This is a genomic window from Vibrio sp. 10N.239.312.C11, assembly GCF_041466065.1.
In the GTDB taxonomy this organism is placed as follows: Bacteria; Pseudomonadota; Gammaproteobacteria; order Enterobacterales; family Vibrionaceae; genus Vibrio; species Vibrio tasmaniensis_A.
In genome coordinates this window covers 1-24,380 of the sequence record NZ_JBFSRZ010000008.1, presented here as the reverse complement: position 1 = coordinate 24,380, position 24,380 = coordinate 1, and the positions used below count along the sequence as shown (strand labels likewise).

23 protein-coding genes are annotated in these 24,380 nt (G+C 43.2%); 3 read left to right on the top strand and 20 right to left on the bottom strand.

Features of this window, described 5'->3' with window-relative positions; translation table 11 throughout:
* Positions 1-3: 3 nt before the first annotated feature.
* The 4 genes from AB6D07_RS05345 to AB6D07_RS05330 all read right to left on the bottom strand — a co-directional run bounded on the left by AB6D07_RS05345 (position 4) and on the right by AB6D07_RS05330 (position 4,296).
* Complete coding sequence (locus AB6D07_RS05345; protein WP_017102267.1) at positions 4-1,059, bottom strand: alcohol dehydrogenase family protein; 1,056 nt, start codon at positions 1,057-1,059, stop codon at positions 4-6.
* Entirely contained in the window at positions 1,056-1,574 is a 519-nt protein-coding gene (locus AB6D07_RS05340; RefSeq protein ID WP_017098497.1) for a TetR/AcrR family transcriptional regulator, read from the bottom strand. The genes AB6D07_RS05345 and AB6D07_RS05340 overlap by 4 nt, the downstream gene beginning before the upstream one ends.
* A 195-nt stretch (positions 1,575-1,769) precedes the next feature.
* Positions 1,770-3,224 (bottom strand): glutathione synthase, encoded by a 1,455-nt coding sequence (locus AB6D07_RS05335; RefSeq protein WP_017102266.1) that lies wholly within the window; start codon positions 3,222-3,224, stop codon positions 1,770-1,772.
* Positions 3,225-3,360: 136 nt separating this feature from the next.
* Entirely contained in the window at positions 3,361-4,296 is a 936-nt protein-coding gene (locus tag AB6D07_RS05330; RefSeq protein WP_372091901.1) for a LysR substrate-binding domain-containing protein, read from the bottom strand.
* Positions 4,297-4,416: 120 nt separating this feature from the next.
* Here AB6D07_RS05330 and add point away from each other — a divergent pair, with 120 nt between their 5' ends.
* Positions 4,417-5,415 carry an adenosine deaminase gene (gene add / locus AB6D07_RS05325; RefSeq protein WP_017100457.1) on the top strand — a complete coding sequence of 333 codons (999 nt, stop codon included), beginning with the start codon at positions 4,417-4,419 and terminating at the stop codon, positions 5,413-5,415.
* A 331-nt stretch (positions 5,416-5,746) separates the two neighbouring features.
* Positions 5,747-6,322: a sugar O-acetyltransferase gene (locus AB6D07_RS05320; protein ID WP_017100458.1), complete on the top strand. Its 576-nt coding sequence runs from the start codon at positions 5,747-5,749 to the stop codon at positions 6,320-6,322.
* A 101-nt stretch (positions 6,323-6,423) separates the two neighbouring features.
* Here the strand turns inward: AB6D07_RS05320 and AB6D07_RS05315 are convergent, their stop codons facing one another.
* From AB6D07_RS05315 to AB6D07_RS05285, 7 genes are all read right to left on the bottom strand, one after another.
* Entirely contained in the window at positions 6,424-7,263 is an 840-nt protein-coding gene (locus AB6D07_RS05315) for a hypothetical protein (protein WP_017102265.1), read from the bottom strand.
* Positions 7,264-7,319: 56 nt separating this feature from the next.
* Positions 7,320-7,943, bottom strand: coding sequence for an HAD family phosphatase (locus AB6D07_RS05310; protein WP_017102264.1), 624 nt, complete (start codon positions 7,941-7,943; stop codon positions 7,320-7,322).
* A gap of 229 nt (positions 7,944-8,172) precedes the next feature.
* Positions 8,173-9,597, bottom strand: a complete 1,425-nt coding sequence (locus tag AB6D07_RS05305; protein WP_017102263.1) for an aspartate kinase — start codon at positions 9,595-9,597, stop codon at positions 8,173-8,175.
* A gap of 79 nt (positions 9,598-9,676) precedes the next feature.
* Positions 9,677-10,063: an ectoine synthase gene (locus tag AB6D07_RS05300; RefSeq protein WP_009845969.1), complete on the bottom strand. Its 387-nt coding sequence runs from the start codon at positions 10,061-10,063 to the stop codon at positions 9,677-9,679.
* Positions 10,064-10,076: 13 nt separating this feature from the next.
* On the bottom strand, positions 10,077-11,342 hold the full coding sequence (gene ectB, locus AB6D07_RS05295; protein ID WP_017102262.1) for a diaminobutyrate--2-oxoglutarate transaminase: 1,266 nt from the start codon (positions 11,340-11,342) through the stop codon (positions 10,077-10,079).
* A gap of 35 nt (positions 11,343-11,377) precedes the next feature.
* Entirely contained in the window at positions 11,378-11,911 is a 534-nt protein-coding gene (gene ectA / locus AB6D07_RS05290; protein WP_009845971.1) for a diaminobutyrate acetyltransferase, read from the bottom strand.
* A gap of 463 nt (positions 11,912-12,374) precedes the next feature.
* On the bottom strand, positions 12,375-12,635 hold the full coding sequence (locus AB6D07_RS05285) for a DUF5062 family protein (RefSeq protein ID WP_009845972.1): 261 nt from the start codon (positions 12,633-12,635) through the stop codon (positions 12,375-12,377).
* Between the two features lie 383 nt (positions 12,636-13,018).
* Between AB6D07_RS05285 and AB6D07_RS05280 the strand changes: the two genes are divergently transcribed.
* Positions 13,019-13,234 carry a hypothetical protein gene (locus AB6D07_RS05280; protein ID WP_029222792.1) on the top strand — a complete coding sequence of 72 codons (216 nt, stop codon included), beginning with the start codon at positions 13,019-13,021 and terminating at the stop codon, positions 13,232-13,234.
* Between the two features lie 176 nt (positions 13,235-13,410).
* Here AB6D07_RS05280 and AB6D07_RS05275 read toward each other — a convergent pair whose 3' ends face one another.
* From AB6D07_RS05275 to AB6D07_RS05235, 9 genes are all read right to left on the bottom strand, one after another.
* The gene (locus AB6D07_RS05275) at positions 13,411-14,067 is read right to left on the bottom strand and encodes a Qnr family pentapeptide repeat protein (protein ID WP_012600074.1); all 657 of its coding nucleotides are present in this window, start codon (positions 14,065-14,067) and stop codon (positions 13,411-13,413) included.
* 441 nt (positions 14,068-14,508) lie between these two features.
* The gene (locus AB6D07_RS05270) at positions 14,509-14,991 is read right to left on the bottom strand and encodes a MarR family winged helix-turn-helix transcriptional regulator (protein ID WP_009845974.1); all 483 of its coding nucleotides are present in this window, start codon (positions 14,989-14,991) and stop codon (positions 14,509-14,511) included.
* Between the two features lie 363 nt (positions 14,992-15,354).
* The gene (gene choV / locus AB6D07_RS05265) at positions 15,355-16,569 is read right to left on the bottom strand and encodes a choline ABC transporter ATP-binding protein (RefSeq protein ID WP_017102258.1); all 1,215 of its coding nucleotides are present in this window, start codon (positions 16,567-16,569) and stop codon (positions 15,355-15,357) included.
* 2 nt (positions 16,570-16,571) lie between these two features.
* Positions 16,572-17,414, bottom strand: coding sequence for a choline ABC transporter permease subunit (choW, locus tag AB6D07_RS05260; RefSeq protein WP_009845976.1), 843 nt, complete (start codon positions 17,412-17,414; stop codon positions 16,572-16,574).
* Between the two features lie 95 nt (positions 17,415-17,509).
* Positions 17,510-18,481 (bottom strand): choline ABC transporter substrate-binding protein, encoded by a 972-nt coding sequence (locus AB6D07_RS05255; protein WP_004732435.1) that lies wholly within the window; start codon positions 18,479-18,481, stop codon positions 17,510-17,512.
* Positions 18,482-18,638: 157 nt separating this feature from the next.
* A complete protein-coding gene (gene betA / locus AB6D07_RS05250; RefSeq protein ID WP_017102256.1) occupies positions 18,639-20,351 on the bottom strand; it encodes a choline dehydrogenase in 1,713 nt (570 codons plus the stop codon).
* A gap of 72 nt (positions 20,352-20,423) precedes the next feature.
* Positions 20,424-21,884: a betaine-aldehyde dehydrogenase gene (gene betB / locus AB6D07_RS05245; protein WP_017102255.1), complete on the bottom strand. Its 1,461-nt coding sequence runs from the start codon at positions 21,882-21,884 to the stop codon at positions 20,424-20,426.
* A 113-nt stretch (positions 21,885-21,997) separates the two neighbouring features.
* Positions 21,998-22,603 (bottom strand): transcriptional regulator BetI, encoded by a 606-nt coding sequence (gene betI, locus AB6D07_RS05240; RefSeq protein ID WP_017097225.1) that lies wholly within the window; start codon positions 22,601-22,603, stop codon positions 21,998-22,000.
* Between the two features lie 425 nt (positions 22,604-23,028).
* Positions 23,029-24,132 carry a hypothetical protein gene (locus tag AB6D07_RS05235; RefSeq protein ID WP_009845981.1) on the bottom strand — a complete coding sequence of 368 codons (1,104 nt, stop codon included), beginning with the start codon at positions 24,130-24,132 and terminating at the stop codon, positions 23,029-23,031.
* Positions 24,133-24,380 lie beyond the last annotated feature (248 nt).

Below are 24,380 nucleotides of genomic sequence, written 5' to 3'. Positions count from 1 at the left end.
ACTTTATCTCTGAGCCACTTCCAACACTATCTTGCCGACGTGTTTTTTCTTCAAGAACTCGTCTTGTGCAGTATGGATGTCAGCCAATGGGAAAGACTCCGCGACAATTGCGCCAATCTGCTGTTTCTCAATTCGGTTAACCAAGTTTTGGAATACTTGAGGCTCCAACACTGTACAACCGAAGAAGCTCAAATCTTTCAAATATAAAGTACGTACATCAAGCTCGACCATCGCACCGCCAATCGCGCCAGATACGGCGTAACGACCACGAGGTTTCAGCACTTCAAGAAACTCTGGCCACTTGTCACCGGCAACCAAATCGATAACCACATGCACACTATTTACACCTAATGCTTCCACCAAATTAGCGTCACGAGCAATCACTTCATCAGCACCAAATTCAAGTAACTGTTGGTTCTTGCTTGGGCTAGTAATTGCAATCACGTAAGCACCGCGTGCTTTCGCCAATTGAATCGCCGCCGAACCCACACCGCCCGAAGCGCCAGAGACAAGCACGCGATCACCTTCAACCACATTCGCGCGAGTCAGCATGTTCTCTGCTGTTGAGTAAGAACATGGGAAAGACGCTAGCTCTACATCCGACATAGAACTGTTCACCGCATAAGCGTGTTTCGCTGCCACTTTTGTGTACTCAGCAAAACCACCATCGCACTCAGAGCCAAAATACCATGGCTGTGGTAGATCTCGTCCACACACTTCCGTTAAACAAGGTTCAATAAGAACACGCTCACCAATACGATCAGCAGAGACTTCATTGCCGACTGCCACGATTAAACCACACACGTCAGCACCTTGGATACGAGGGAACTTCAACGCTTCACCCGACCAACTTGCGTCTTCTGAGTCATCACTTTTAGAGTACCAACCGATTCGTGTGTTGATGTCGGTGTTGTTCACGCCTGCAGCCATCACCTTGATCAGCACTTCATTAGGTTCAATTTGAGGAACAGCGATATCTTCACGGTAGCCAAGCATGTCTGCTCCGCCATGACCCAACATCTCTACGCCTTTCATTGTTTTCGGTAGTTCGAATTTCATCGTGTTTCCTTGAGTAATTTTGTCACCATATTCTGTGCTGATGTCACCGCTTCTTCGCCTAATACTGACCACGCGCTTGATACACCTTCATGGAGTAGAAACAGCTCTGAAGCCAGATCATCTCGTTGACTCTGCTTCCCCAGAAGTGCTTTTACTTCTCGTTTATGTTCAGTAACAGCTTGATTAATTATCTCGTTGTCAGGAAAAGCAGCCATCGCATTCATCGACATACAACCGTGCGGTGCATACTCTTTCATCCACTGTTGTAACTTGTCGAAGATATCCAGCATGGATGCCAGGCCCTCATCAGGCGCACTTTCTAACAGGAAATTTAGGTAACGGTGATGACGGTGCTCTAAGGCGCCCACTATCATCGCTTCTTTCGATGGGTAATGCCTATACAGCGTGCGAAGGCTGACATTACATGCCGTCTTTAGCTGAGCCACACTTGGCTCTGCAAAACCATGTTGGCTAAACGCAACCTCAAGGCTCTCTGCAATTTGTTCTCTTAACATGCGGATCTCTTATTACCTGACCAAAGGTAGAGTGACTGTTCTACACACATGGTAGAGCAATCATTCTACCAGTGTCAATGAGATCTTTTTGTCGTCCTATAAAACGAAAAATCCCGCAACCAAGTAGGAGCGGGATTTCAGTTATCAAAACGACTTACTCAATGCTTAGTGCTTAGTGCTTAGTGCTTAATAAGACTAGGGTTCAATCAACACCAACGAGTCTAGAATGCCTTTGCCGCTGTGGATCCCGCCTTCGTTTTCGCTGGCTGGTTTACTGCGGATCAAGTAGCCCGCGTAGCCGTCCAGTTCGGTCACTGGCTTCCCTTGGTAGTAAGCGGTGAATAGGCCGACCTCGCTGACTAAGTCTGTCACCAGCATTTGTTGAGTGTCACGCACTGCAATGGTTGGTACGTCGCGTTCGTGTGGATACAAGCGCTGCATCAATGCCCATGCGTCGTACTCTTCTGGCTTAAGTTGGCTCAGTTGTTCGCTAATGTCGTCACCAAAGACACAGTGACCACCGCCCTCGCCTTGGTTTTTCAACACCCATTCTTGCTTGTTCGCTTGCGTGTTAAACCATTCAATCGACTCACTGGTGATTGGCTTCATGTCAGCTAATACACTCTTGACCAGTTCGGCTTCTTCTAGCGTTAAACCCCAACGTGCGTATTCTGATGCTGGCATCATGGTCAGCAGCATTTGCATGGTTTTACTGGTCGCTAATTGCTGGCTGATGGTCGCGTTCATTGCAACATGGTGTTGTTCCATAAACACGCGCGTTTGGCTTAGTGTATGACAACAAACCGATTCGTTGAGTTCTGGTGCCCAGTAATCTGAATACTGATAGCCCGCTCTTAGGTACACCACATCAACCGCGCCGACACCTTGCAGTAACAAGCGTTGGTTATCACCCGATGAAAGCTGACAGCTCAGTTGTTCAAAAGTGCGACGAACCGTACGTACACCCTGCTTTTGCAGTTCAATTTCGAGTAGGTGTTGATCGTAAACATTGTCTTCATTCTTTTGCACTACCATCAAGAATGTTGGCTTATTTGAATCATTAAAGTCAGCTCGCACTTTTCTTGCTGAAGTCGCAATACCATAAGCCAACTGCGTTAAGCCTTGGTTTTCAGCAGGAGTTGCAGATTTATCTTCAAGCCAGCTCTGATAAGTCTCAGGCCATTGATTTTGCATGTAATCATGGAACTCTGTGGCCTTTTGCCCAAACGGAGCCATACCTGCAGCAATGCCATTAAACTCGATCACTTTCGCGCCATGTTGGCGATCATCCATAAAGTCAGTACGCATTAATAACAACGGTTGGCGAGCAGGATAAAGACGATGAGACACCTCGCCATGCGCTTGTTGATGCAGTTCCATCAAGCGACCAAAAAACGGATCAGCTTTGGCCATATCACTCAGTGATGACTGCAAGAAATCATGATCTTCGGAAACATTGCTGATTAACTTGGTGATCAGCGGTGTTACCTTCAACAAGTGTTCATACACCTCACGCTCCATAGTCATAGGAGCAATGCTGAAAGGACAATGCCTAGCGGTATTATCTGACTGGCGAAACGCAACACCGTGCATGATCGCCCACTCACACGCATCTTCAATAATTTGTTGTGGTAACCGTGGAATTGTCATCTCTCATCTTCCAAATAAAAATAGCACCCAGAATAAGACGAAGCTTAATTCCAAAAGACGAAATAAAACTGGATTTTTTATCAAACAACTACGTTTGTCTTATCTTTCAAAAGCTTGAATAGATTATACATCTCAATTATCGAGTCTGCTCAATGATCAGATCGCGCAACCATTTGTGGCTAGGTTCTGAATCGAAGTATTTATGCCACAACAGGAACAAGCCTCCCGGCACCAAATCAACCGGGACAGGCTTCATCACCAACTCTCCGCTATCAATGTAATCGCGAACCGAGTTGTATGGGTAACACATAAGTAAATCACTCTGCTTACACAGTTTAATGGCACTGGTGATGTCTGAAACATTAGCGGCTTTGTTGATTTCAAGCTGCTTTGAGTTAAGCACTTCCATCAATAACCAATCACCCGCACCACCCGTTACCAACTGTATGTGTCGATACTTCAAGAAGGTGTCGAGGTTCCACTCTTCTTGCAAGGCTGGGTGGTCATTGCGCATCAAACACACCGAGTAATCCAAGCACAGTTCCACGTAATCCAACTCGTCAGGGATACACTGGACATGGGTAGAAGCGCGCTCATCTAGCTCAAAGATGCCGATACCAAAATCCACCTCACGTTTCAGTAAGCGCTTGAAGCTGTCGCTGCTCCACGTTGAACTGTTGATGGTGATGTGCGGCGCATCGGCAAGTGCTGTCGGCATAAAATGCGGGTAAATCGCCGTGTACGCGGTTTCGACAAGGTCTATAGTAAAGGTACGCTCACTGTCTTTAGGGTCGAAAACTTCGGGAACAGTCAGCTTTTCGATCTGCAGTAGAATTTGGTGGATCTTAGGCGATAACGCGAGTGCTTTGGGTGTTGGGAATAGACCCTTTGATTCACGCTCAAACAGCGGATCATCAAACAAAGCTCTGAGTTTAGTGAGCTGTTTACTTACCGCAGACTGGCTCAAAAAGAGTCGATCTGCCGTTTTACTCACACTTCGTTCTTCAATCAGAACGTGCAAGCAAAGCAGCAAATTCATATCGCATTTAAGTAAGCTTTTAACATCTACCATGATATTCCCTAAATTCAGGTTAATGATGATTAATTGTCACTTTAAATCATATCATTGTCTTGGTAAATTTAGCGCATGTGAGTTAAAACACTCAAAGAATAATAGAATTAAGGAATACTCATGGATTTTCTAGCACTACCAAAGATTGATTTACACTGCCACCTAGACGGAAGTGTTCGCCCAGATACGATTATTGACCTAGCAAAACAGTACAATATCGAACTACCTGAAGATCGCGACGCGGTTGTTCAATCTCTAACTGTGCCAGAAGATTGCAAAAACCTAGATGAGTATCTGGCTTGTTTCAGCCTGCCACTGCAAGTAATGCAGACTGAAGAAGCGATTGAACGTATCTCTTTCGAGCTATACGAAGACGCTGCACTAGAAAACGTTAAGTACCTAGAAGTTCGCTTTGCGCCAATCCTACATGTGAACAAAGGTCTGTCTCTTGATACGATCATTGCAAGTGCAGTAAAAGGCATGAAGCGCGCTGAAGAGAAATACGACATCAAAGGCAACTACATCATGTCTGTGCTTCGTATGTTCCCTAAAGATTCTATCAAAGACGTAATCGACGCAGGCCAACCCTACCTAGGTAAAGGTGTTGTGGCGTTTGATATCGCAGGCGGCGAAAAGCCAGGCTTCTGTGCTGAATTCCCTGAATACACACAATACGCTCTTGAAAAAGGCTACCGCATTACCGTGCACGCTGGTGAGCAATGGCATGGTCAAAACGTTTACGATGCAGTGACAATGCTTGACGCTGAACGCATCGGCCACGGTGTTCACATCCAAGGTAACGAAGACGCATACAACATCGTTAAAGAGAAGCAAGTTGCGCTTGAAACTTGCCCAACAAGTAACGTTCAAACTAAATGTATTCACCAATTCAGCGACCACCCAATTGCTGAATTCAAGAAAGACGGCATCGTTGTTACGATCAACACAGACAACCGTACTGTGTCGAACACAACCATGACCAACGAAGTGAAGCGTGTGTGTGAAACATTCGGCCTAACAAAAGAAGACTACGTAGAGATCTACAAGTTCTCTGTAGAGAGCGCTTTTGCTTCAGACGAAGTGAAACAGCACCTAATGGGTTTCGTTGAGCAAATCTAACTTGTCAAAGCGCGCCTATGGCTGAATAGCTAGGCTCACTTAGCATTAGTGCTTAAAAGCACAAAATAGGAAGAGAAAGGCTGACGCTTTTCTCTTTTTTTATGCCTGAAAATCGCTAATCTTGCAGTATTCGTCATTTATACCAATCACAGTAAGTAAGTGATCATAAATAGCGCAGGAAAAAGGCTTAAGAACAAGGCAGAAATTTTCGATAAGTAGTCATTCTACAATCAAAATTTCTAACACAGTTATTGAGCGTTTTAACCAGCTAGGATGACCAGTTATTTACTACGATTGGTATTAAACCGAGACTCTCGGAAAGTGGGCAAGCATGAGTAATACAAACGTTAAAACTGAACTAGAAAAGATGCTATCTGGGCAAGTATATGATGGTGCAGACCAAGAAATTGATACCATGCGTTCCAATGCCAGAAAGTCGCTAATGGCTTTCAACAACTACCAAGATCCAGACCAGCAACACACATTGCAAGAGCAGCTATTTGGTAAGGTTGGTAGTAGCAGCTTAATCCAGCCCCCTTTTCACTGTGAGTTTGGCAAAACCATTGAGATTGGCAACGACACCTTCATTAACATGAACGCAGTAATGCTAGATGGTGCGAGAATCAAAATTGGCAACAATGTTTTAATTGGACCAAGTGCCCAATTCTATACGCCATCACACTCCCTTGATTATCGTAGCCGCCGTAAATGGGAAACCTTCTGTTTACCAATAACAATCGAAGATGATGTGTGGGTTGGCGGAAACTCAGTCATCAACCAAGGCGTGACAATTGGGGCTCGTTCAGTGATTGCTGCGAACTCTGTGGTCAACAGCGATGTACCGCCAGACTGCCTATACGGTGGCACGCCGGCAAAACTGATTCGATATTTAAATACTGAACAATAAAGCTAAGTAGAAGAATAAAACGTATCAGTAGAATAAAGCTACTTAGAACAACGAATACAAAAAGAGGCGATGTTCACATGAAACATCACCTCTTTTTTTGATTAGTTAGACGTGTCTCTTCTATCGAATGGATTTCGTTCCATGGCCTTTTCATACTCACTTTTCGGGCTACTCAAGTACGTGGTTTTGACGAACTTTTCCCAATCAGAAAACAGCGATTCTATTGGTTGCTCTGTAAGTTGTGATGGATCACCATTGCTTTTAATGAGATAAACAAACGCCTCCTCCCCCCATGAACGTTCAATAAACTCACCGACCGTATAGCCAAGCTCATAAACAGCTGAGCTACTGTTTGGCATATGGTATAAATCCTGAACTAGCCCATCGAAACGGCGACTGATGGCAGTCCTGTTATTGACGTGAAACCAATAATCTTCAGATTTGTAGATAGCGATAGCTTCCCACAACCAACGCGGATTATTCGCAAAGTTCGGATTCACTTGCAGAGTCAGTAAATGTACGAACTCATGCAGTGCGGTTTTATGGATCTCACCACCAAAATAGAGCAGCCTAATTTCATTGCTTTTAGGGTCAATATACCCCGTAGAGAAAGCATATCGATACCCTATGCTCCGCTCCTGCTCATCCAAATAGGCTTTTTGGTTTCGCCATACTCTCACCGTTACGACCGGTATTGAATCAAGGCCGAAGCTTTTCATCAAAGGAGCCTGTTTGAGCAATAGCTCGTTGTGAATACTTGGAATTATCGAAGGTGAGGTTCCATCGTAAAGGACATACTTAAACTGCCCTTTATCTGATTCATAGCAATTATGACAGCGTTCTTCACCTTGCATCTGCAGCATTGCTGCCACAATAAGAACCAATCCAGATAAAGCGAGAACCAAAAAAGTGATCATTGATCTTACTGAGTATTTTTTCATCTTGTTAAACCCTTAGAAAGAAGAGTTAAATCGTTAACCCGAAATCATCAAATCCGTTAACGATTCAAATCAATACCCAGTGCAAGCAATTCTCTTTCACACTGAGACACATCACTAAACTGGATACCGGTAATACCTACAGCTTTCGCCCCCTCTACGTTGCAAGGCATATCATCAATGAACACCGTATCTGAAGCATCAAGACCATGTTGTGACAGTAGAGCATGATAAATTTCAGGTTGAGGCTTGAGCATGCCCAATTCAGCGGATACCGCCGCGCCATCAAACAACGGCCAAAATTGGTAGGTTGATTTTAGGTATTCAACAATCTCGACTACGTTGTCGGTAAGCGCGTACACACCATACCCAGATCGCTTTACACGCTCGATGAGTTCAACTGAACCGTGCAGTAAGATCTGCGTTTGCTTAACGTAATAGAACAGGCGATCGCACTCTAACGGGGATAAGTCGAGTTCTTGTTGATAACGAAGCTTGGCCTCACTTTCGGTCAAGAATCCTTTGTTCAAATCCAACCAAATCGAACTTTGGAAAATTGAACGCGCTTGGGTTTCCAGATCATCAAGTTCCCCGAAAGTCAGGCGAGTAATTTCTAGCGGTGACCAACGTACAATCACATTGCCGACGTCAAATACCACATTTTTTATTTGATGAGTACTCATACCTTGCTCCTGAATTATTCGCGTGAAATAACAACAACACCGACATTAAATGCCGCACCTTAAAGTTCATAACCTTGTTTTACAAAATAAGGACTGAAATCACAATATGTCATCGAGCAGGTACGAAAAAGGCCATCATAAAAATGGCCTTTACACAGAATTTTTTGCAGTCTCAACCCTACAGATCAAACGTTCAGTTAGTCGATGGGATGGGCTCACCGCTCTTTATTTAAGCAGCATTCACTGATGATGTGACCTTTTGCTTTTGTTCAAAAAACTCTTCATGTAATGCACAAATGGCCTCTTGATACTTATCGTCGCTCACAACAAATTGTACATTCACGTTTCTCATCGACGAATGTAACGCAATGGGCGTAACACTATTGCTCATCAAAGCCAATACGCCATTCGCTAGCGTTTTATTGGTGTCAATTTGAGAGCCGATCGCCGAAATGATAGCGACCATACGTCCCGAAATAGATGCTTTCGGATATCGCTTCTCTGCCTTATAAAACACCTTATTTAAACTTTCTGAACTGCCGCCTAGATAATACGTAATAGAGTTAGCATTCATCTCTTTTCCGATAAGATTAACTCTCGCATCCGCGATAATTTCCATTAGTTCATAACTGACGTTATCAGCCTTACCGACCATCCCCTGATCAAATACATGCAACGCATATACTTTCTGTTTTCCGGCAATAATCTCTATCTGATTGGTGTCTGGGCGGTAATCTGAAGAAATCAGTGTACCTTCATGCTCTGGCTCAAAAGTGTTCTTTATTTGTAGTTCGATTCCACTCTCGCGCAACCCTGCTGCGGCATTAGAATGAATAGCTTCCATACCAAGGTTTGCTAACTGATCGGCAACATCATAATTAGTCGCTCCAATTGGTTTAACTGAGCTAACCCCAACCACTTTTGGATCGGCCGAACTAAAGTGATACTCCTTATGAATAATAGCCAGTGATGCCTTAGTCATAGTCGCGACACGGCTAAACGTCATCTCACTGTAACCACGGTCATAAGTATGCATCAAACCTTGTTTGCAATAGGCATAACCCGTCACTATAGGTAGCTCTTCAGCCACATTTATGTCTGAAAAAGCGTCTCTGATAGTATCGTCCAAACTCTGAGGAGTCTTGTTATCCCAACCAGAAAGGTCAACAAAGGTTGAATTAATACCAATATTTTTCAATTTAAGAGCCGTATTGTACGCACTATGTGACTCGCCAATTGAAGAGAGAAACTCGCGGATCTGAGGCAAGTAATGCCTCAATGAAAACTGACCGTATTGACACGTTTCAAGGATATTTGTAATACAGTTCTTCGCTTCTGAAATACGCGACCGGATGAACTTATCAGCACGCGCACGATTCATAGGATCTGCAAAAATATGCTCGTTGATCAACAACATACGGCTTTCAATGTAAGATAACGCTTCTTCCCAAGAATCATCACGCATTGCGATCAATTGATAAACACCTGGCTTGCCTGTTTTTTTGCACTCCAAAAGTGCATCTGTCATCCCGCTATAAGCTGACACAACAAAAATTCGATTGTACGGATTTTTCGGGCGGAGAATAATATTGTCGAGCACAGCATCAAATGCTGTCATGGATGTACCGCCGATTTTTTCTACGGTAAATGTCATAAAAGACCTTAGTTATAGATAAGCAATAAAGACTAGATAAATGGAAATTGGGGTGAGATTTCACCCCAGAAAAAGTCGGTTAATCAACCAGAGGATAAACGCCGTTTTCATCGTGAACTTCAGCGCCAGTAATTGGCGGATTGAATACACACGCCATAACCATTTCTTTGTTTTTATACGCACGTAAATAGTGTTCATCGTGCTTATCAAGGATATAAAGCGTCCCAGGTTTGATGGGATAAGTCTCACCACCAACCACTTCAATTTCGCCTTCACCACTCATGCAATATACTGATTCTAAATGGTTTTGGTAATGAATATGTGTTTCCGTCGCTTCATAAATTGTCGTGATATGAAATGAAAAACCCATGTTGTCATCTTTCAACAACATGCGAGTACTTTCCCAATTATCCGAAACAATACGTCTTTCGCTATTACGACATTCATCAAGTGTTCTAACAATCATTTTACTGTCCCTATTACGATACTTTCTTGAAATACTTAGTTGCTACAATTTCTACTGAATCTTCGAAGATGGTTAAACCTTGCATCAGTTCCGATTCAGATATCGTCAGTGGGCAAAAGAACTTCACTATTTCATCGTTAGGGCCAGCTGTTTCAATGACCATACCGTTTTCAAAACACGTTTTGGCAATTTCGTCAGCCGTGTTTCCATCTTTACATTCAATGCCAATCATCATTCCACGTCCCTTGCGTTGAACGAATAGCTCTGGGAAACGCTTGATATTGCGTTGAATGACATCATCAACCATGCTTGAGCTACGTTGAATATGATTTTCAAAATCATCATTTGACCAATACATTTCTAACGCTTTCGTAGCGGTAACGAACGCATGGTTATTACCACGGAAGGTGCCGTTGTGTTCTCCCGGCTGCCATTTGTCTAATTCAGGCTTTAATAAAACGACGGCCATCGGCAAGCCATAACCACTTATCGACTTAGACAGCGTGACTATATCTGGCTTGATACCTGATGGTTCAAAGCTAAAGAACGTACCCGTTCGACCACAACCCGCTTGGATATCATCGACAATGACTAAGATATCGTGAGCTTTACAAATTTTACTCAAACGCTGTAGCCACTCATTTGAAGCGACATTCAATCCACCTTCACCTTGAACCGTTTCCAATAAGACGGCTGCTGGCTTATCCATACCGGCAGAATTATCAGCTAACATCGTTTCGAACAATTTTAATCCATCAATGCCAGCGTAACCCTCAAATGGCAAACGCGTAACGTTGTTAAGGTTTGAGCCCGCGCCTTGTCTATGATGTTGGTTACCCGTAGCAGCCAGTGCACCTGCAGTACAACCATGAAAACCATTGGTAAACGCTACAATGCTACTTCGGCCTTTCACTTTTTTAGCCAATTTAATCGCGGCTTCAACGGCATTAGTTCCTGTTGGGCCTGTAAATTGAACTTTATAATTGAGATCTCTTGGTTCTAGAATTAAGCGAGTAAGCGCTTCTAAGAATTCAGCTTTGGCTTCTGAATGCATATCTAAGCCGTGCGTAATCCCGTCCATTTCAATGTAATCAAGCAAGGCTTGCTTAAGTATTGGATTGTTGTGACCGTAATTGAGAGATCCTGCTCCAGCAAGAAAATCGACGTAACGATCACCTTGTTTTGTTTCAAGCCAGCAACCTTTTGATTTACTAAAAGTGACTGGAAAACTATTCGAGTATGAACGTACGTTAGATTCCTGCTTTTTAAAAATATCCATGATAATGCCGTTATTTAATTCCTATAAGTGTTTGATTATTTAAGGAGGATTCGATAGAGGTATTCGGTATCGTGCTGCCCGTTAAAGTGAAGATTTTCATCTAAGAAAGTAGTCACTTTCCCGGTGTTACCGTTTTTTTCGTCCAGCTTTTTGAACAATGCCCAAGACGCTTGGTTTGATTCAGTGATAGTCGTTTCTATCGCTTCAATGCTCTTTAGACCCTCTCGTTTAAGTAAGGTGTTCAGCATCTTGTAGGCTAAAGCATTGCCTCTAAACTTAGGCGCCACCGCCACTTGCCAAATAAAGAGAACATTGGGCTCACTGGGTTTTTGATAACTAGAAATAAAGCCAGCAAGGTCACCTTCATGCTCCACTAAAATACAAGTTTTACTAAAGTGAGTAGACTGCAAGAAATTGCAATATGAAGAGTTAGTATCTAATGGGGGGCACTCTGAAATTAATTGATAAATGTTGTTGCCATCCGAAACTTCTGGCTCACGAAAATTCCATTTTTCAATCATCTTTTCTACAACCTCTGGATACAATATCCAAGGCGCTGACGTAATCATACCGAGACATTTCCTTTGAACTCTAATTAAATTCCTTTTAATTATGAGCATTTCCCATACACAAAGATCAACACATAGCGCTAAAAATCAAATTTTAGCGACGCACATCACACTTGAACAAGTATTATATGTATTAAATAATACTTTGAGTTCTAATGTATTTATTGGGTCGGTATAAATTTGAGAGTCTTGAAGGGAATAGACGAAAGGAAATCGTTAGTGCAATTCATAAAATACAGCGTTCAAGTGCCTGAGTAGGAAGGATAGGAATCAGCAAAAATATCGACGACTCCAATACTGAATAAGGTAAACAGTGACGCTCTAAAAAGAGATGACTTAGGCTCTAATATTGAAACGCAGATACCTAAAACAAAAAAACCTAGCGTGAGATAGCTAGGTTTTTCAAGTAAACATAAATTGGCAATCAAAAGAAACAAATTCGAATCACTGAGTTAATCGCGAATTACTTCAGGGGATCATTATCAGGCAGAGCCTTGTGTATCCATAATGCTAAACGCTTCTTAATATTCGCGCCATCAAGCTTACTTTCAGGTAAAGGCGTGATCTGATTAACTCCAACAAGAAACAAGTACACAGCCTTAACTTTTATAGGTTGAGATGAGTGTGGCAAATCAAAGCCTTGTAACTTTGCCATTTTAGAACCGACTTCCAGAGCTTTCTTAAGCAATTTATCTTCATTAATGATCTTCGCGGTTTTCGACATATCATCTCCATCATCTTAATCGAATGAACACTGAGTATATCAAACAGAAAGACTCACAAGATTACTTCGCTCTCAGTTTGAGGAGTCGCTTTGATAAATAACATAAAATTAATTACCACGTAGATATCAATGTTAATTTCAATAACATTGACGAGGCAGATAACAATAAGCAATAGAACTGTTATCAATAATCACTCCCTGAAGAGTACGAAATGCCACCACACTCATATATCTAGTGGTTGTCATATAATGCACTGTTACTTAACTAGTTTTATATTGATTTTGCTTTAATCACATTTACCGTACCCTGCAATGAAAAGTAATTTACAAAGTGCTCACTAGTAAAATAGAATAAAAAGACTAATATTATACTGGTGTTAAAAATGCGTTATCGTTGGGCCTCATTCTGTCATAAAAATCCAATTATCGGACGAATCGTTCATGTCTTTGTTATGTTAGTAGCGGTTGCTTCTATCGCAATTCCATTGATATCAAAAGACGCAACGACGATCTTAGTTTCATTGTGTGCTGCGCTAGTGTGTTTCGTGCTGTTTGTCTTCTTTGCACTTGCTGACAAAATGCGTTCAGGGATGCACTAATCAACTCAATATTCGCCAAGCATTCTCTTTTCTAAACTTCATTATAAAATGCATGCGGCCAAATACGGAAAAGCCCAAAGTTATTAACTTTGGGCTTTTCTTCTAACTGCTGTGGTTAATTACGACCGAGTGATACGACAACCGAGTTTTACAGCGTTATATGCAGAATTAGAAAATCAATCAGGCATCACAACAATACCCATGGTTTCAAGCAACTGCTCTTGTTGCCAAGCGACAATCTTAATCCCTGTCGTATCCACTTTGCGAGGGTCTAACCCTTCTAATTCCGCATGACACAAGTTAGCCCCCTGCATACTGAATTGCCCCCATACATCTTCGGAGAACACGCCTCGGCTTAGATCAGACTCTTTCAGTGACGCACCGCCAAGGTAAGTCCCTATCCAGCGGTTTTCAAACAACTCACACTTTTCCAAGCAGGCCTGCTCCAAGTTGGCATATGACAGGTTACAGCCCGTAATATATGCAGAGCAAAAGTACATCCTATTACTTACTTGATTGGCAAAGTTAGCACGAGTAAAATTCGCTCCTTTTAAATCGCATTCACGCAGCTCAATCCCATAGCAATTCGCATTACTAAAGTTCGCCATCGCCAACTGGCAATTCTGGAAACTTGCGTCTCGTAAATCGGCAATATCAAAGTGGCATCCCTCAATATCGCCTTGTTCAATAAACTTACAGTTAATAAACGTTGCATCACGTAAGTTCGAACGTCTGAAATCACAACGGATAAACGTACAGGCCGTAAATGTAAGCTCTGATAGATCTTGCTGAGCAAAACTGTGCTGATGATAAGTGCTGTTATTGGTATCCATTTAGCCCCCTAAAGAAATCAAGCTAAGACTACCATTGTGATCTTAAGAAAACATCAAATTAAAAACCAACAAAAACAGCAACTTAAAACACCCTGTTTTGGCCATTTTAAGGCACCAAACGAGCCATTTAAGGTTGTTATTTTCGTTTTATGGCATGCGCTTATCTTGAAAAAAGTTTTGTCGCTTAGAAGGGGGGAGATTAGACACAACGAGAAGATCATCATATGTCAGCATAAACTTGATGCCATAGCCTATATAGATACCTTCGCTTGATACTTAGTCTTTCGAAAACCTTAGCTTATATCGATAGGCTACAACTAAAAGATGATTTTTATTAGTAAAGTCAGAAAAATTGGGAGGCCAAGAGCAAAAAATGGCCGCTTGATGCGACCATTTTATAACTCTTTAAACTTTTTCTTAGCTAGACAATTTAAAACTACGTTAGCTCTTGACGACGTTTGCAATGCCTTCAAGCTGTAGAACTGGAGCTGCGTCGATGTCTTCGGCGTTCATCATTGCAGACACGCGTTGCATCGAAGAAAGTAGTAGGCTTTGCTCCCATGCTTCTAAATTTTGGAATTTTTTAACGAAGTTATCTTGTAGCGGTGGTGGCGCATTGTTAAGTAGCTCTTGACCTTTTTCAGTCAGATTTGCGTGTACTTTTCGGCGATCTGACGAGCTGCGAACACGTTGTACATAGCCGTTCAATTCCAAGCGATCGATGATCGTCGTTGTCGTTGCTTGGCTTACATTGGTCTGATTAGACAATTCTTTGATCGTCACATTACCCATCTCTTGGATTGCGCGCATTAAAATCAATTGAGGGCCCGTCAAACCATACTCCTTACTCAGCTTTTTCGAGTGTAAATCGATAGCGCGAATAATTTGGCGAATAGCGACCAAGATTTCGTCATGTTTATCCAAGATGCAGACCTTTGTACTAATATACTGTGAGTGACTTTACAGTGTCGTGGCGATGAGATTTTCCAAACTGAACAGCTTAGGATCGCTCGAATTACACTGTAAATTGATAATTTACTTCATTGATTTTTCCGCATTGTACTGATGTTAATACTATTCTCAATCTTTTCTATACCACTAAACTTGCGTGGTACGGCACTTTTGCCTAATGAAGGGGGAATCAAAGCTTCAATGAAGACAAAAATAATGAGTCAGAGAATACAAACTCAAAGAATAATATATTTTAATAATCATAGAGATAGAGAGATTTAACCCTCTCCACCCAATAAAAAACCAGCCTCAATAGCTAAGCTGAAAAACGAAATTTTACGCAGCGGTATTCATCTGAAAGTTACCCGTTAGCGCATTATAAAATTCACTGTTATCCAAAATACCGACCAGTTTATTGTCTTCCACTAGCAAAATCGGGTGATTACTTAGCTGTTTCAGTTTAATCGCATCGCGCATGCCAATCTCTGGACTTGCCACTACAACACTCGACGCGCTGATTGCCGTTAAATCGTCGGATTCGTTCCACTCAACAAGCGCTAAAGTCGATTCACCTTTTACAGACAAAGTACCTTCACTCTGCTCAATCCATAAGTCTTTAGAGTCACAGATCTTCCAACTTTCATCTTCTTGTTTCAAAGAATCCAGTGGCTGCATCAACGAACGACCTTTCAATACGTTCAACGGGTTAGTGTGTGCGACAAAATCTTTCACATATTCCGTTTTTGGTGTGAGTACGATCTCTTCAGGCTTACCGTGTTGAATCAGTTTGCCTGACTCCATGATCGCAATGTTATTACCAATCTTCAGCGCTTCGTCTAAATCATGACTCACGAACAAAATCGTTTTGTTAAGCTTGTTTTGCAATAAAATTAGCTCATCTTGCAACTGCGCACGAATCAGCGGATCAAGCGCTGAAAACGGTTCATCCATAAGAAGAATGTCGGTATCCATCGCAAAGGCACGCGCTAGACCAACACGTTGCTGCATACCGCCAGAAAGCTCATGCGGATACTTGGTTTCCCACTCTGCCAAACCCACCATTTCAAGTTGTTCACGCGCTTTAGCACGACGAACATCTTTGGCTACGCCTTGCATTTCTAGACCAAACGCCACGTTATCTAACACGTTTAACCAAGGCATTAGGGCAAACTTTTGGAACACCATAGAGACGCGGTGAGTACGAAGATGACGCAGAGTCGCTTCGTCGCACTGTTCACCGAAATCAACCAGCTTGTCTCCATCTTTGATCGCCAATGAGCCACGGCTGATCTCATTCAGGCCGTTAACTGCGCGAAGCAAAGATGATTTACCAGAACCAGACAACCCCATCAGCACACAAATCTCGCCTTCTTCAACGGTCAGCGACACATTGTCTACGCCAACCACTTGGCCAGTCTCATCAATGATCTCTTGGCGAGTTTTACCTTGGTCGAGTAGCTCAAGCGCTTGTTTCGATTTATTACCAAACACAACATCGAGATTCTTAATGGTAATCGCGTCCATTGTCTTTTTTTCCTGAGAGTTAGACATGATTAAGCTTCCTTCTGGTTTGGTGTTTTGCACAAGCGGTCAAGGATGATTGCGACTAATACAATCGCTAATCCAGCTTCAAAACCTTGTGAGATGTTCACTGTGTTCAATGCACGAACAACAGGTTTACCAAGTCCGTCAGCACCGACAAGTGCGGCGATAACCACCATCGAAAGCGACAACATAATACATTGGGTTACACCCGCCATAATGCTTGGTAAAGCCGCCGGTAATTCGACCTTCATCAGCAATTTCATGCGACTGGCACCAAAGGCTTTACCCGCTTCAATCAACTCTTCAGGCACTTTGGTGACGCCTAAGTAGGTCAAACGAATCGGTGCAGCTATCGCGAAAATAATGGTCGAGATTAAGCCAGGAACGATGCCCAAGCCGAATAGAACCAGAGTAGGAATCAGATAAACGAAAGTTGGGACTGTCTGCATCAAATCAAGGATTGGACGCAAAACTGTATAAAGCCAAGGACGATGCGCTGCCATGATGCCAACCGGTACGCCAATTAATACGGAAATCGTTGTCGCCGCAAAGACGAGAACAAAGGTTTCCAGCATTTCTTGCCAGTAGCCGAGGTTAAGAATAGTCAGCAGTGCCGCGACCACAAAGATCACTAGCGAAGGTTTACGGTGTAAGTACCATGCAATCGCAGCAGTCATCACGATTGGCAGTGCAGGCGGCATCCACTTAAATACATCGACTAAAAACATAATGACGGTTTCTAGAAAAATCGAAATAGCGTCAAAGAATCCTGCTGCATTGATTGTTAGCCAATCAACACCCGCTTCCATCCATTGTCCGACAGGGATTTTGTTTTCCGTAATAAAATTCACAATATTGCCTTTTATTAAGGGTGGGCTACTTCAAACCAATCGATAAATTGGCAAGCCCACCTTTATTATTTATGTAGCTGTTGAGATAGGTAGAACTAAGCTTTAACTTGTTTTAGGTATTCAGTAACCGCTTGAGTCGCTGATTCACCTTTATGCGTTTTTACGTTGTCTAACCAAGCTTCAACTTGTTGAGGGTTCTTGTTCAACCATTGTTGAGCTGCTTTTTCTGGCTTCACTTTTTGGTTAAGAATCTCTTCCATCAACTGGTTTTCCATCTCTAGAGTGAATTCTAGGTTTTGTAGAAGTTGACCGACGTTTGCACACTCAGACAGGTAGTTTGAACGAACGTTAGTGTAAACATTCGCGCCACCGTAGTTAGGGCCGAAGAAGTCGTCACCACCTGATAGATATTCCATCTCAACATTGCTGTTCATTGGGTGCGGTGCCCAACCAAGGTAAACGATCCACTGGCTACGACGAGCAGCGCGAGATACTTGCGATACCATGCCCGCTTCACTTGATTCCACTAGGCTGAAATCTTTCAAGCCAAACGCGTCAGAATCAATCATTGATTGGATTAGGCGGTTACCGTCGTTACCCGGCTCGATGCCGTAGATGCGGTCTTTAAATTTGTCGGCATGTTTTGCTAGGTCTGCGAAGCTTTTTACGCCAGAGTCGTACACATATTTTGGTACAGCTAGTGTGTATTTTGCGCCTTCAAGGTTGGCACGAACGGTTTCAACCGTGCCCGCTTCACGGTACTTAGCAATATCGCCTTCCATGGTTGGCATCCAGTTACCTAGGAATACATCAATATCGCCGTTCGCCATTGAAGAGTAAGTCACCGGTACTGAAAGTAGGTCGGTTTTGGTTTTGTAACCAAGGCCTTTTAATAGTTCAGAAGTAACGGCGGTTGTTGCAGTAATGTCAGTCCAGCCTACATCAGCGAAACGAACGTTTTCACATTGCTGTGGTTCAATAGAAGCGTTAGCACCAAATGCAAATGAACTGATGGCTAGTGCTGTTAACGTTTTCGTGGTCATGTTCTGAATATTTAGAGTCGTCATAATGGTTCCTTTTTATCTTTCCTTTTTCTGCTCGATATCAACACCGATAGAGAGCAGTTCTTCTGACTTTTGACTAATTAGTTTTGTTATTTTTTGCTTGTTACTTGTTGTTTTTATTCTTTGCTGCTTTTGCTGTTTTTTAACCAATAACAGACGCTTACGCTTCTCGTACTGGCTTATTGATTCTTTGTGTTTCTTCCCATTCCGGTGCTATCCAGACCGGAACGTTTTGCTCTTTTAGAACGGGCTTGCCCAGAATCAGATCCGAGGCACGCTCAGCTACCATGATGGTCGGTGCGTTAAGGTTGCCGTTTGGAATAACAGGGAAAACAGACGAGTCGACAACGCGCAGATTATCAATACCACGAACACGACACTCTTCATCAAGTACCGCCATTGGGTCGTTATCTGAACCCATTTTGCAGCCACAAGAAGGGTGATATGCACTTTCAACGTTCTGCTTAACCCATTCGTCAATTGCTTCATCGGAGGTAATGCTTAGACCCGGCTGAATCTCTTCACCACGGTAAACATCCATCGCAGGTTGCGACAAAATCTCACGCGTCAGACGAATACAATCGCGCCAATCTTGGCGATCTTGTTCGGTCGAGATGTAGTTGAAAATGATCTCTGGCTTGGCATGTGGGTCAGCAGAAGTGATCGCTACCGTACCACGACTTTCTGGCTTATTAGGCCCAACATGAACTTGGAAACCGTGACCATCAAAGGCCGCTTGCCCGTCGTAACGCATCGCTGCTGGCAGGAAGTGGTATTGAATGTTTGGCCACTTCAATCCTTTGCGAGAGCGAATAAACGCACACGATTCAAAGTGATTAGTAGCACCCAAACCTTTGCGAGTCAGAATCCATTCCGCGCCAATCATGCCTTTGCTGACTAAGCCCAACTTGCTGTTGAGCGTGATAGGTTCGTTACAGTGATATTGGAAGTACACTTCTAAGTGATCTTGTAGGTTTTCACCGACGCCACTGAGTTCGTGTTTAAGCTCAACACCCGCCTTTTCAAGCACCGCTTTCGGGCCGATACCAGAAAGTTGCAGCAGTTGAACCGAGCCAATAGATCCCGCAGAAGAGATCACTTCTTTGTTCGCCACTGCCACTTGGGTATTGCCTGACTTTTCAAACTCGACACCAACCGCTTTCAAGCCTGATTGACCTTCTGAGTCTTGTGCTTCAAGTAAGAAACGACGCGCCACGATGCCTTTTTTCAAGGTAAGGTTTGAACGCTTCAATGCACGACGTAGATAAGCGTTAGAGGTTGAGGCTCTAACACCTTTGTCCACCGTCATATGCATGGTACCGAAGCCTTCTTGCTGGTAGCCGTTGTAATCTTGCGTTTCTGGGTAACCGGCATCTTTACCTGCATCAATGAATGCTTGGTAAAGCGGGTTGAGCTCCATATCGTTACCGTTACAAGTGCCGACTGGGCCATTGTCGCCACGATATTCGTCACCACCTTTATTCCACGATTCAGCACGACGGAAGTAGGGCAAGCAAGCTTGGTAATTCCAACCAGCAGCGCCCTCTTCTTCCCATTGGTCAAAGTCACATGCGTGGCCACGAACGTAAACCATGCCGTTGATCGATGAGCTGCCACCCAACACCTTGCCGCGTGGACAATGCAGTTCACGTCCATCAAGGCCCGGTTCTTGTTGGGTCTCAAATTGCCAAGCGTACTTTTCAGTATTCATCGGGTAAGAAAGCGCAGTCGGCATTTGGATAAAAATACTCTTATCCGTACCACCCGCTTCCAATAATAAAACGCTATGTTCACCGCTTTCCGTTAGCCTATCCGCTAACACACAGCCGGCCGAACCCGCGCCGACGATAATATAATCGTAGCGTTGTTCCATGTTTTGATTTCCCTGAGATGAGTCAGTAGGGTTAGCTCTGTTAAGCTAACCCATAAAATTGAGTGTTACGCGTTAGGCATAAGGGCTGGCGTAGTCGCCAAGTTCAATAAGAATGCTCTTAGTCTGCGTATAGTGGAGTAGAGTCTCTGGCCCGTTTTCGCGGCCAACCCCTGAAAGTTTGTAGCCACCAACAGGCATTTCTGCAGGTGAGTCACCCCATGTATTAACCCAACAAATACCCGCCTGCATTTGATGAATAACACGGTGAGCGCGAGAAAGGTTTTGCGTGAATACGCCAGCAGCAAGGCCGTACTTAGTATCGTTAGCACGACGAATCACATCGTCTTCGTCCGTAAACTTCAACACTGACATTACAGGGCCGAAGATCTCTTGCTGAACGTGAGGCATGTCATCATGGCAATCGGTGAATACCGTAGGAATAACAAAGTTGCCGTTTGCTAAGCCGTTATCCGTCACTTGATAACCGCCAGTCAGCAATGTAGCGCCAGACTGTTTAGCCAGTTCAATTGCTTCAAGGACTTTTGAAAGGTGTTCTTTAGAAATCAACGCGCCGATCTGAGTCTCCATGTCCATTGGGTTACCAATGATGAGCTTTTCAGTGCGTGTTTTAAGTTGGTCGATGAAATCGTTGTAGATATTTTCATGAACGTAAACGCGAGTACCGTTAGTGCACACTTCGCCTTGGGTGTAGAAATTAGCGACCATTGAAGCCGACACCGCATCGTCCAATTTCGCATCATCAAAGATGATCATTGGTGATTTACCGCCGAGCTCCATCGTTACAGACTTGAGTGTTTTAGCACTGTCTGACATTACCGCTTTGCCCGTACCAGTTTCGCCTGTGAACGACACTTTAGAGATGTCTGGGTGCGCCGTGAGCATTTGGCCGACACGGTAATCGCCCTGAACTACGTTAAACACGCCATCAGGAAGGCCAGCTTCTGTGAAGATTTCAGCAAGCTTAAGTGCCGTTAGCGGCGTTTCTTCTGAAGGCTTGAAAATCATCGCGTTACCCGCAGCGAGTGCTGGAGCCGATTTCCACATTGCGATTTGGATAGGGTAGTTCCACGCGCCAATGCCCGCACAGATACCTAGCGGTTCACGGCGTGTGTAGAAAAATTGAGATTCACTAAGAGGTTGTTGATCGCCTTGCAGCGTAGGTGCTAGCCCTGCGAAATACTCAATAACGTCAGCGCCAGAAGCCACATCGACTTCGATCGCTTCTTGTAACGGCTTGCCCGTATCGACAACCTCAAGGTTCGCAAGGTCATTATTTCGAGATCTAAGTATCTCTACCGCCTTTAAAAGAATACGACTGCGTTCTACGGCTGTCATTGCTGACCATACCGCAAATCCGCGCTTCGCCGATTCAATCGCATTTTCAACGTCAGCTGAAGAAGCTTGGCCAAGCGTTGCGATAGGTTCGCCGTTTGCAGGGTTAATGCTGACGAAAGTTTCGCCTGAGGTAGCGTCAACCGCTTTACCATCGATGTATAACGAGTTCATTTCCATTTGATCTTCTGACTTAATTATTGTTGTTAGACTCTATCGGTCTATGTATTTGTGAATGCATATCGTTGTTGAGAGCGAGCCTTTTGAGCTCACTCACTAGAATTTTTGACGACTCATTGATCACGCTGACACGAGTAAAACGTAAGTTGCTTGTCTAAGTAGTCATTGATGATTGCACGAGCTTTGTCGGCGTTAATGCCTTCAGGATTGAGCGTCCCTCTCAGCCAGATGCCATCAATTAATGATGCGATGCCGTGTGCGATCAATTCCGCTTGATCAGGTTGAAAAATCGACTTCAATTCAATAAGTAAGTGAGAAATCAAACGCTTTTCATTCACGCGCTGAAGGCGCTTGAGTTGAGCGTCATGCATCGAATAAGACCAGAATGCGAGCCATGTTTTCGACACTTTATTTTCCGCTTGATAGCCTTCGAAATTACCGTTGATGATAGCGTTGATCCTTTGCTGGTGAGCATCAGCAGGGAGCGCTTTTAATTCTGTTGTTACGGTATTCGAAAGTTGGCGCAGTATTTCTCGCATGGTCTCTTCGAGCAGCCCATGCTTTCCACCAAAATAGTGATTAATAATGCCAGTGGAGACTCCCGCTTCTTTGCTGATCAACGCAATACTCGCGGCATGCAAACCCACTCGATCAATCACCGTCATGGTGGCTTGAACAAGCTGTGGTTTACGTATATCAGGCATCCCAACCTTGGGCATTTCTTAGTCCTTTTATTTTATATTGAACGTTCAGTTAAATATAAAATGACAGAAATTTAGTTAGGGTTCAAATGATTATTTAAAACAAACCCGTAACAATACAGCATTCAAAATAGAATAAATCATTTTAAAACAATGCTTTAAATATCATTTAGACCACTAAATAGAATCATTAAAGGTTTGAGGTATGATGGTTACGGGTCAAAAGTTTTGCTTAGGAAGAGCAAAAAATAAATCAGTAGGAATACGTGTAGACACTTTTTTGGGGGAAGTTGAAAGGTAGTATCAATGAGTCTTAATACTGAAATTTAAGACTAGGAAATCTGCACTCAACAAAGTAACGAATCAAGACATGAACAAAAAAAGGCCGATAATGACAGAGCCATCACCAACCTTTGCGGAGTCGTTATTGTTACTTTCTTTGACTACTCAATACGAGTAATAAAACCGTACTTATCAGAGTCTGCTTTGGTCATCCAGTGTTCACCGGAAGCCGGGGCAGAATCTAAAGTGAAGATATAGAAGTCTATCCCTTTTTCTCCCATCACCTTTTTAAAATAGGTCGCTTGCTGACGATGACTCTCATTGGTGTATGGGAATTCTTTGGCCGTTTTATTCCCTTCAGCCCAACTATGCACACCCACCTGTTTATTCAGTTCAATGACCTTGGTAGTATCAGCGCGTTGCAATATGCGTGGGTTGCCAGCAGCAAATAGATCCGTACCACCCGAAAAAACCGAACCCGTTGGAGTCACAACCGTCGTCATCTTGTTGTTATTGATCATACGCCCGGTGTACATGTTGATTTCGTCATCAGCACTACCGCCAATATGGTTGGTGAACTTCAACGTCATCTCACTGCCTCGGTATAACTTCACGATATCAAAAAGCTGAGAATAGGTTGATGCGCCTAGAGTGGAAGTAATCCGTTCAACAGCGCCAGTTTCGTTGAGCACATCGCGGTAAAAAGCGTTGAAGGCAAACGATGTGGTAATGGTGACTTTATTACCATTTTTGGATTTACTCAGAATCGTCGAACCTAGGCTCGTCACGTATTGCGACAACTCGTTTTGGTATTCAAGATTAACGGAGACTTTTTTATCCTTCGTCATTGCTTTTATTGACGTAGTATCACTAGAAGTAAAGCGTTGTGCTGCATCACAATCAAATAGATCCAAGCCCTTGCTCTCTGTATAAATACCACAACTATCAAACCCAGCTTCAGGAAAGTACAGATCAACACTTTGACCTAAGCCATCCAAAAGCCTAATCACTTTTTGCTTATCACTAATGTCTTCAGCAAACTGAATTTTTTCATACAAAATACCATCGTAAGAGAGCTTCATAGCCTCTTCTTGGAGCTCTTGCCTCTCTTGATACAACTCACCAAGTTTAGCTGAAGAAAATACGTAGTCAGCCTTCGGTTCCTTTTGCGAAATGGTGGTTGATTGTCCCGTGTTTGAACTTGAATTACAGCCAGCCAAGAGAGCCAAAGGTAACGCTAGCAACGTATTTCGATAGTACTTCATACCATTATTCCCCAAAATTTTGATTGGAGAAATTCTATTGGATAACAATTAGATTATCTGTCGTGCGAATGTAATAGAATGTAGATTTTTTTGAACATTGTTTTTTATTTTTCGATTAAAATAAGAAATCGGCATTGAACTAGCATGGAAAGTGTTTAATCATTCGCATCAGGAATTTCTTCGTGACGCATTTGGGCTTTGTTGCGTAATTCAATGGAACTAAATCAAGAACCTACGATCTGATCAGC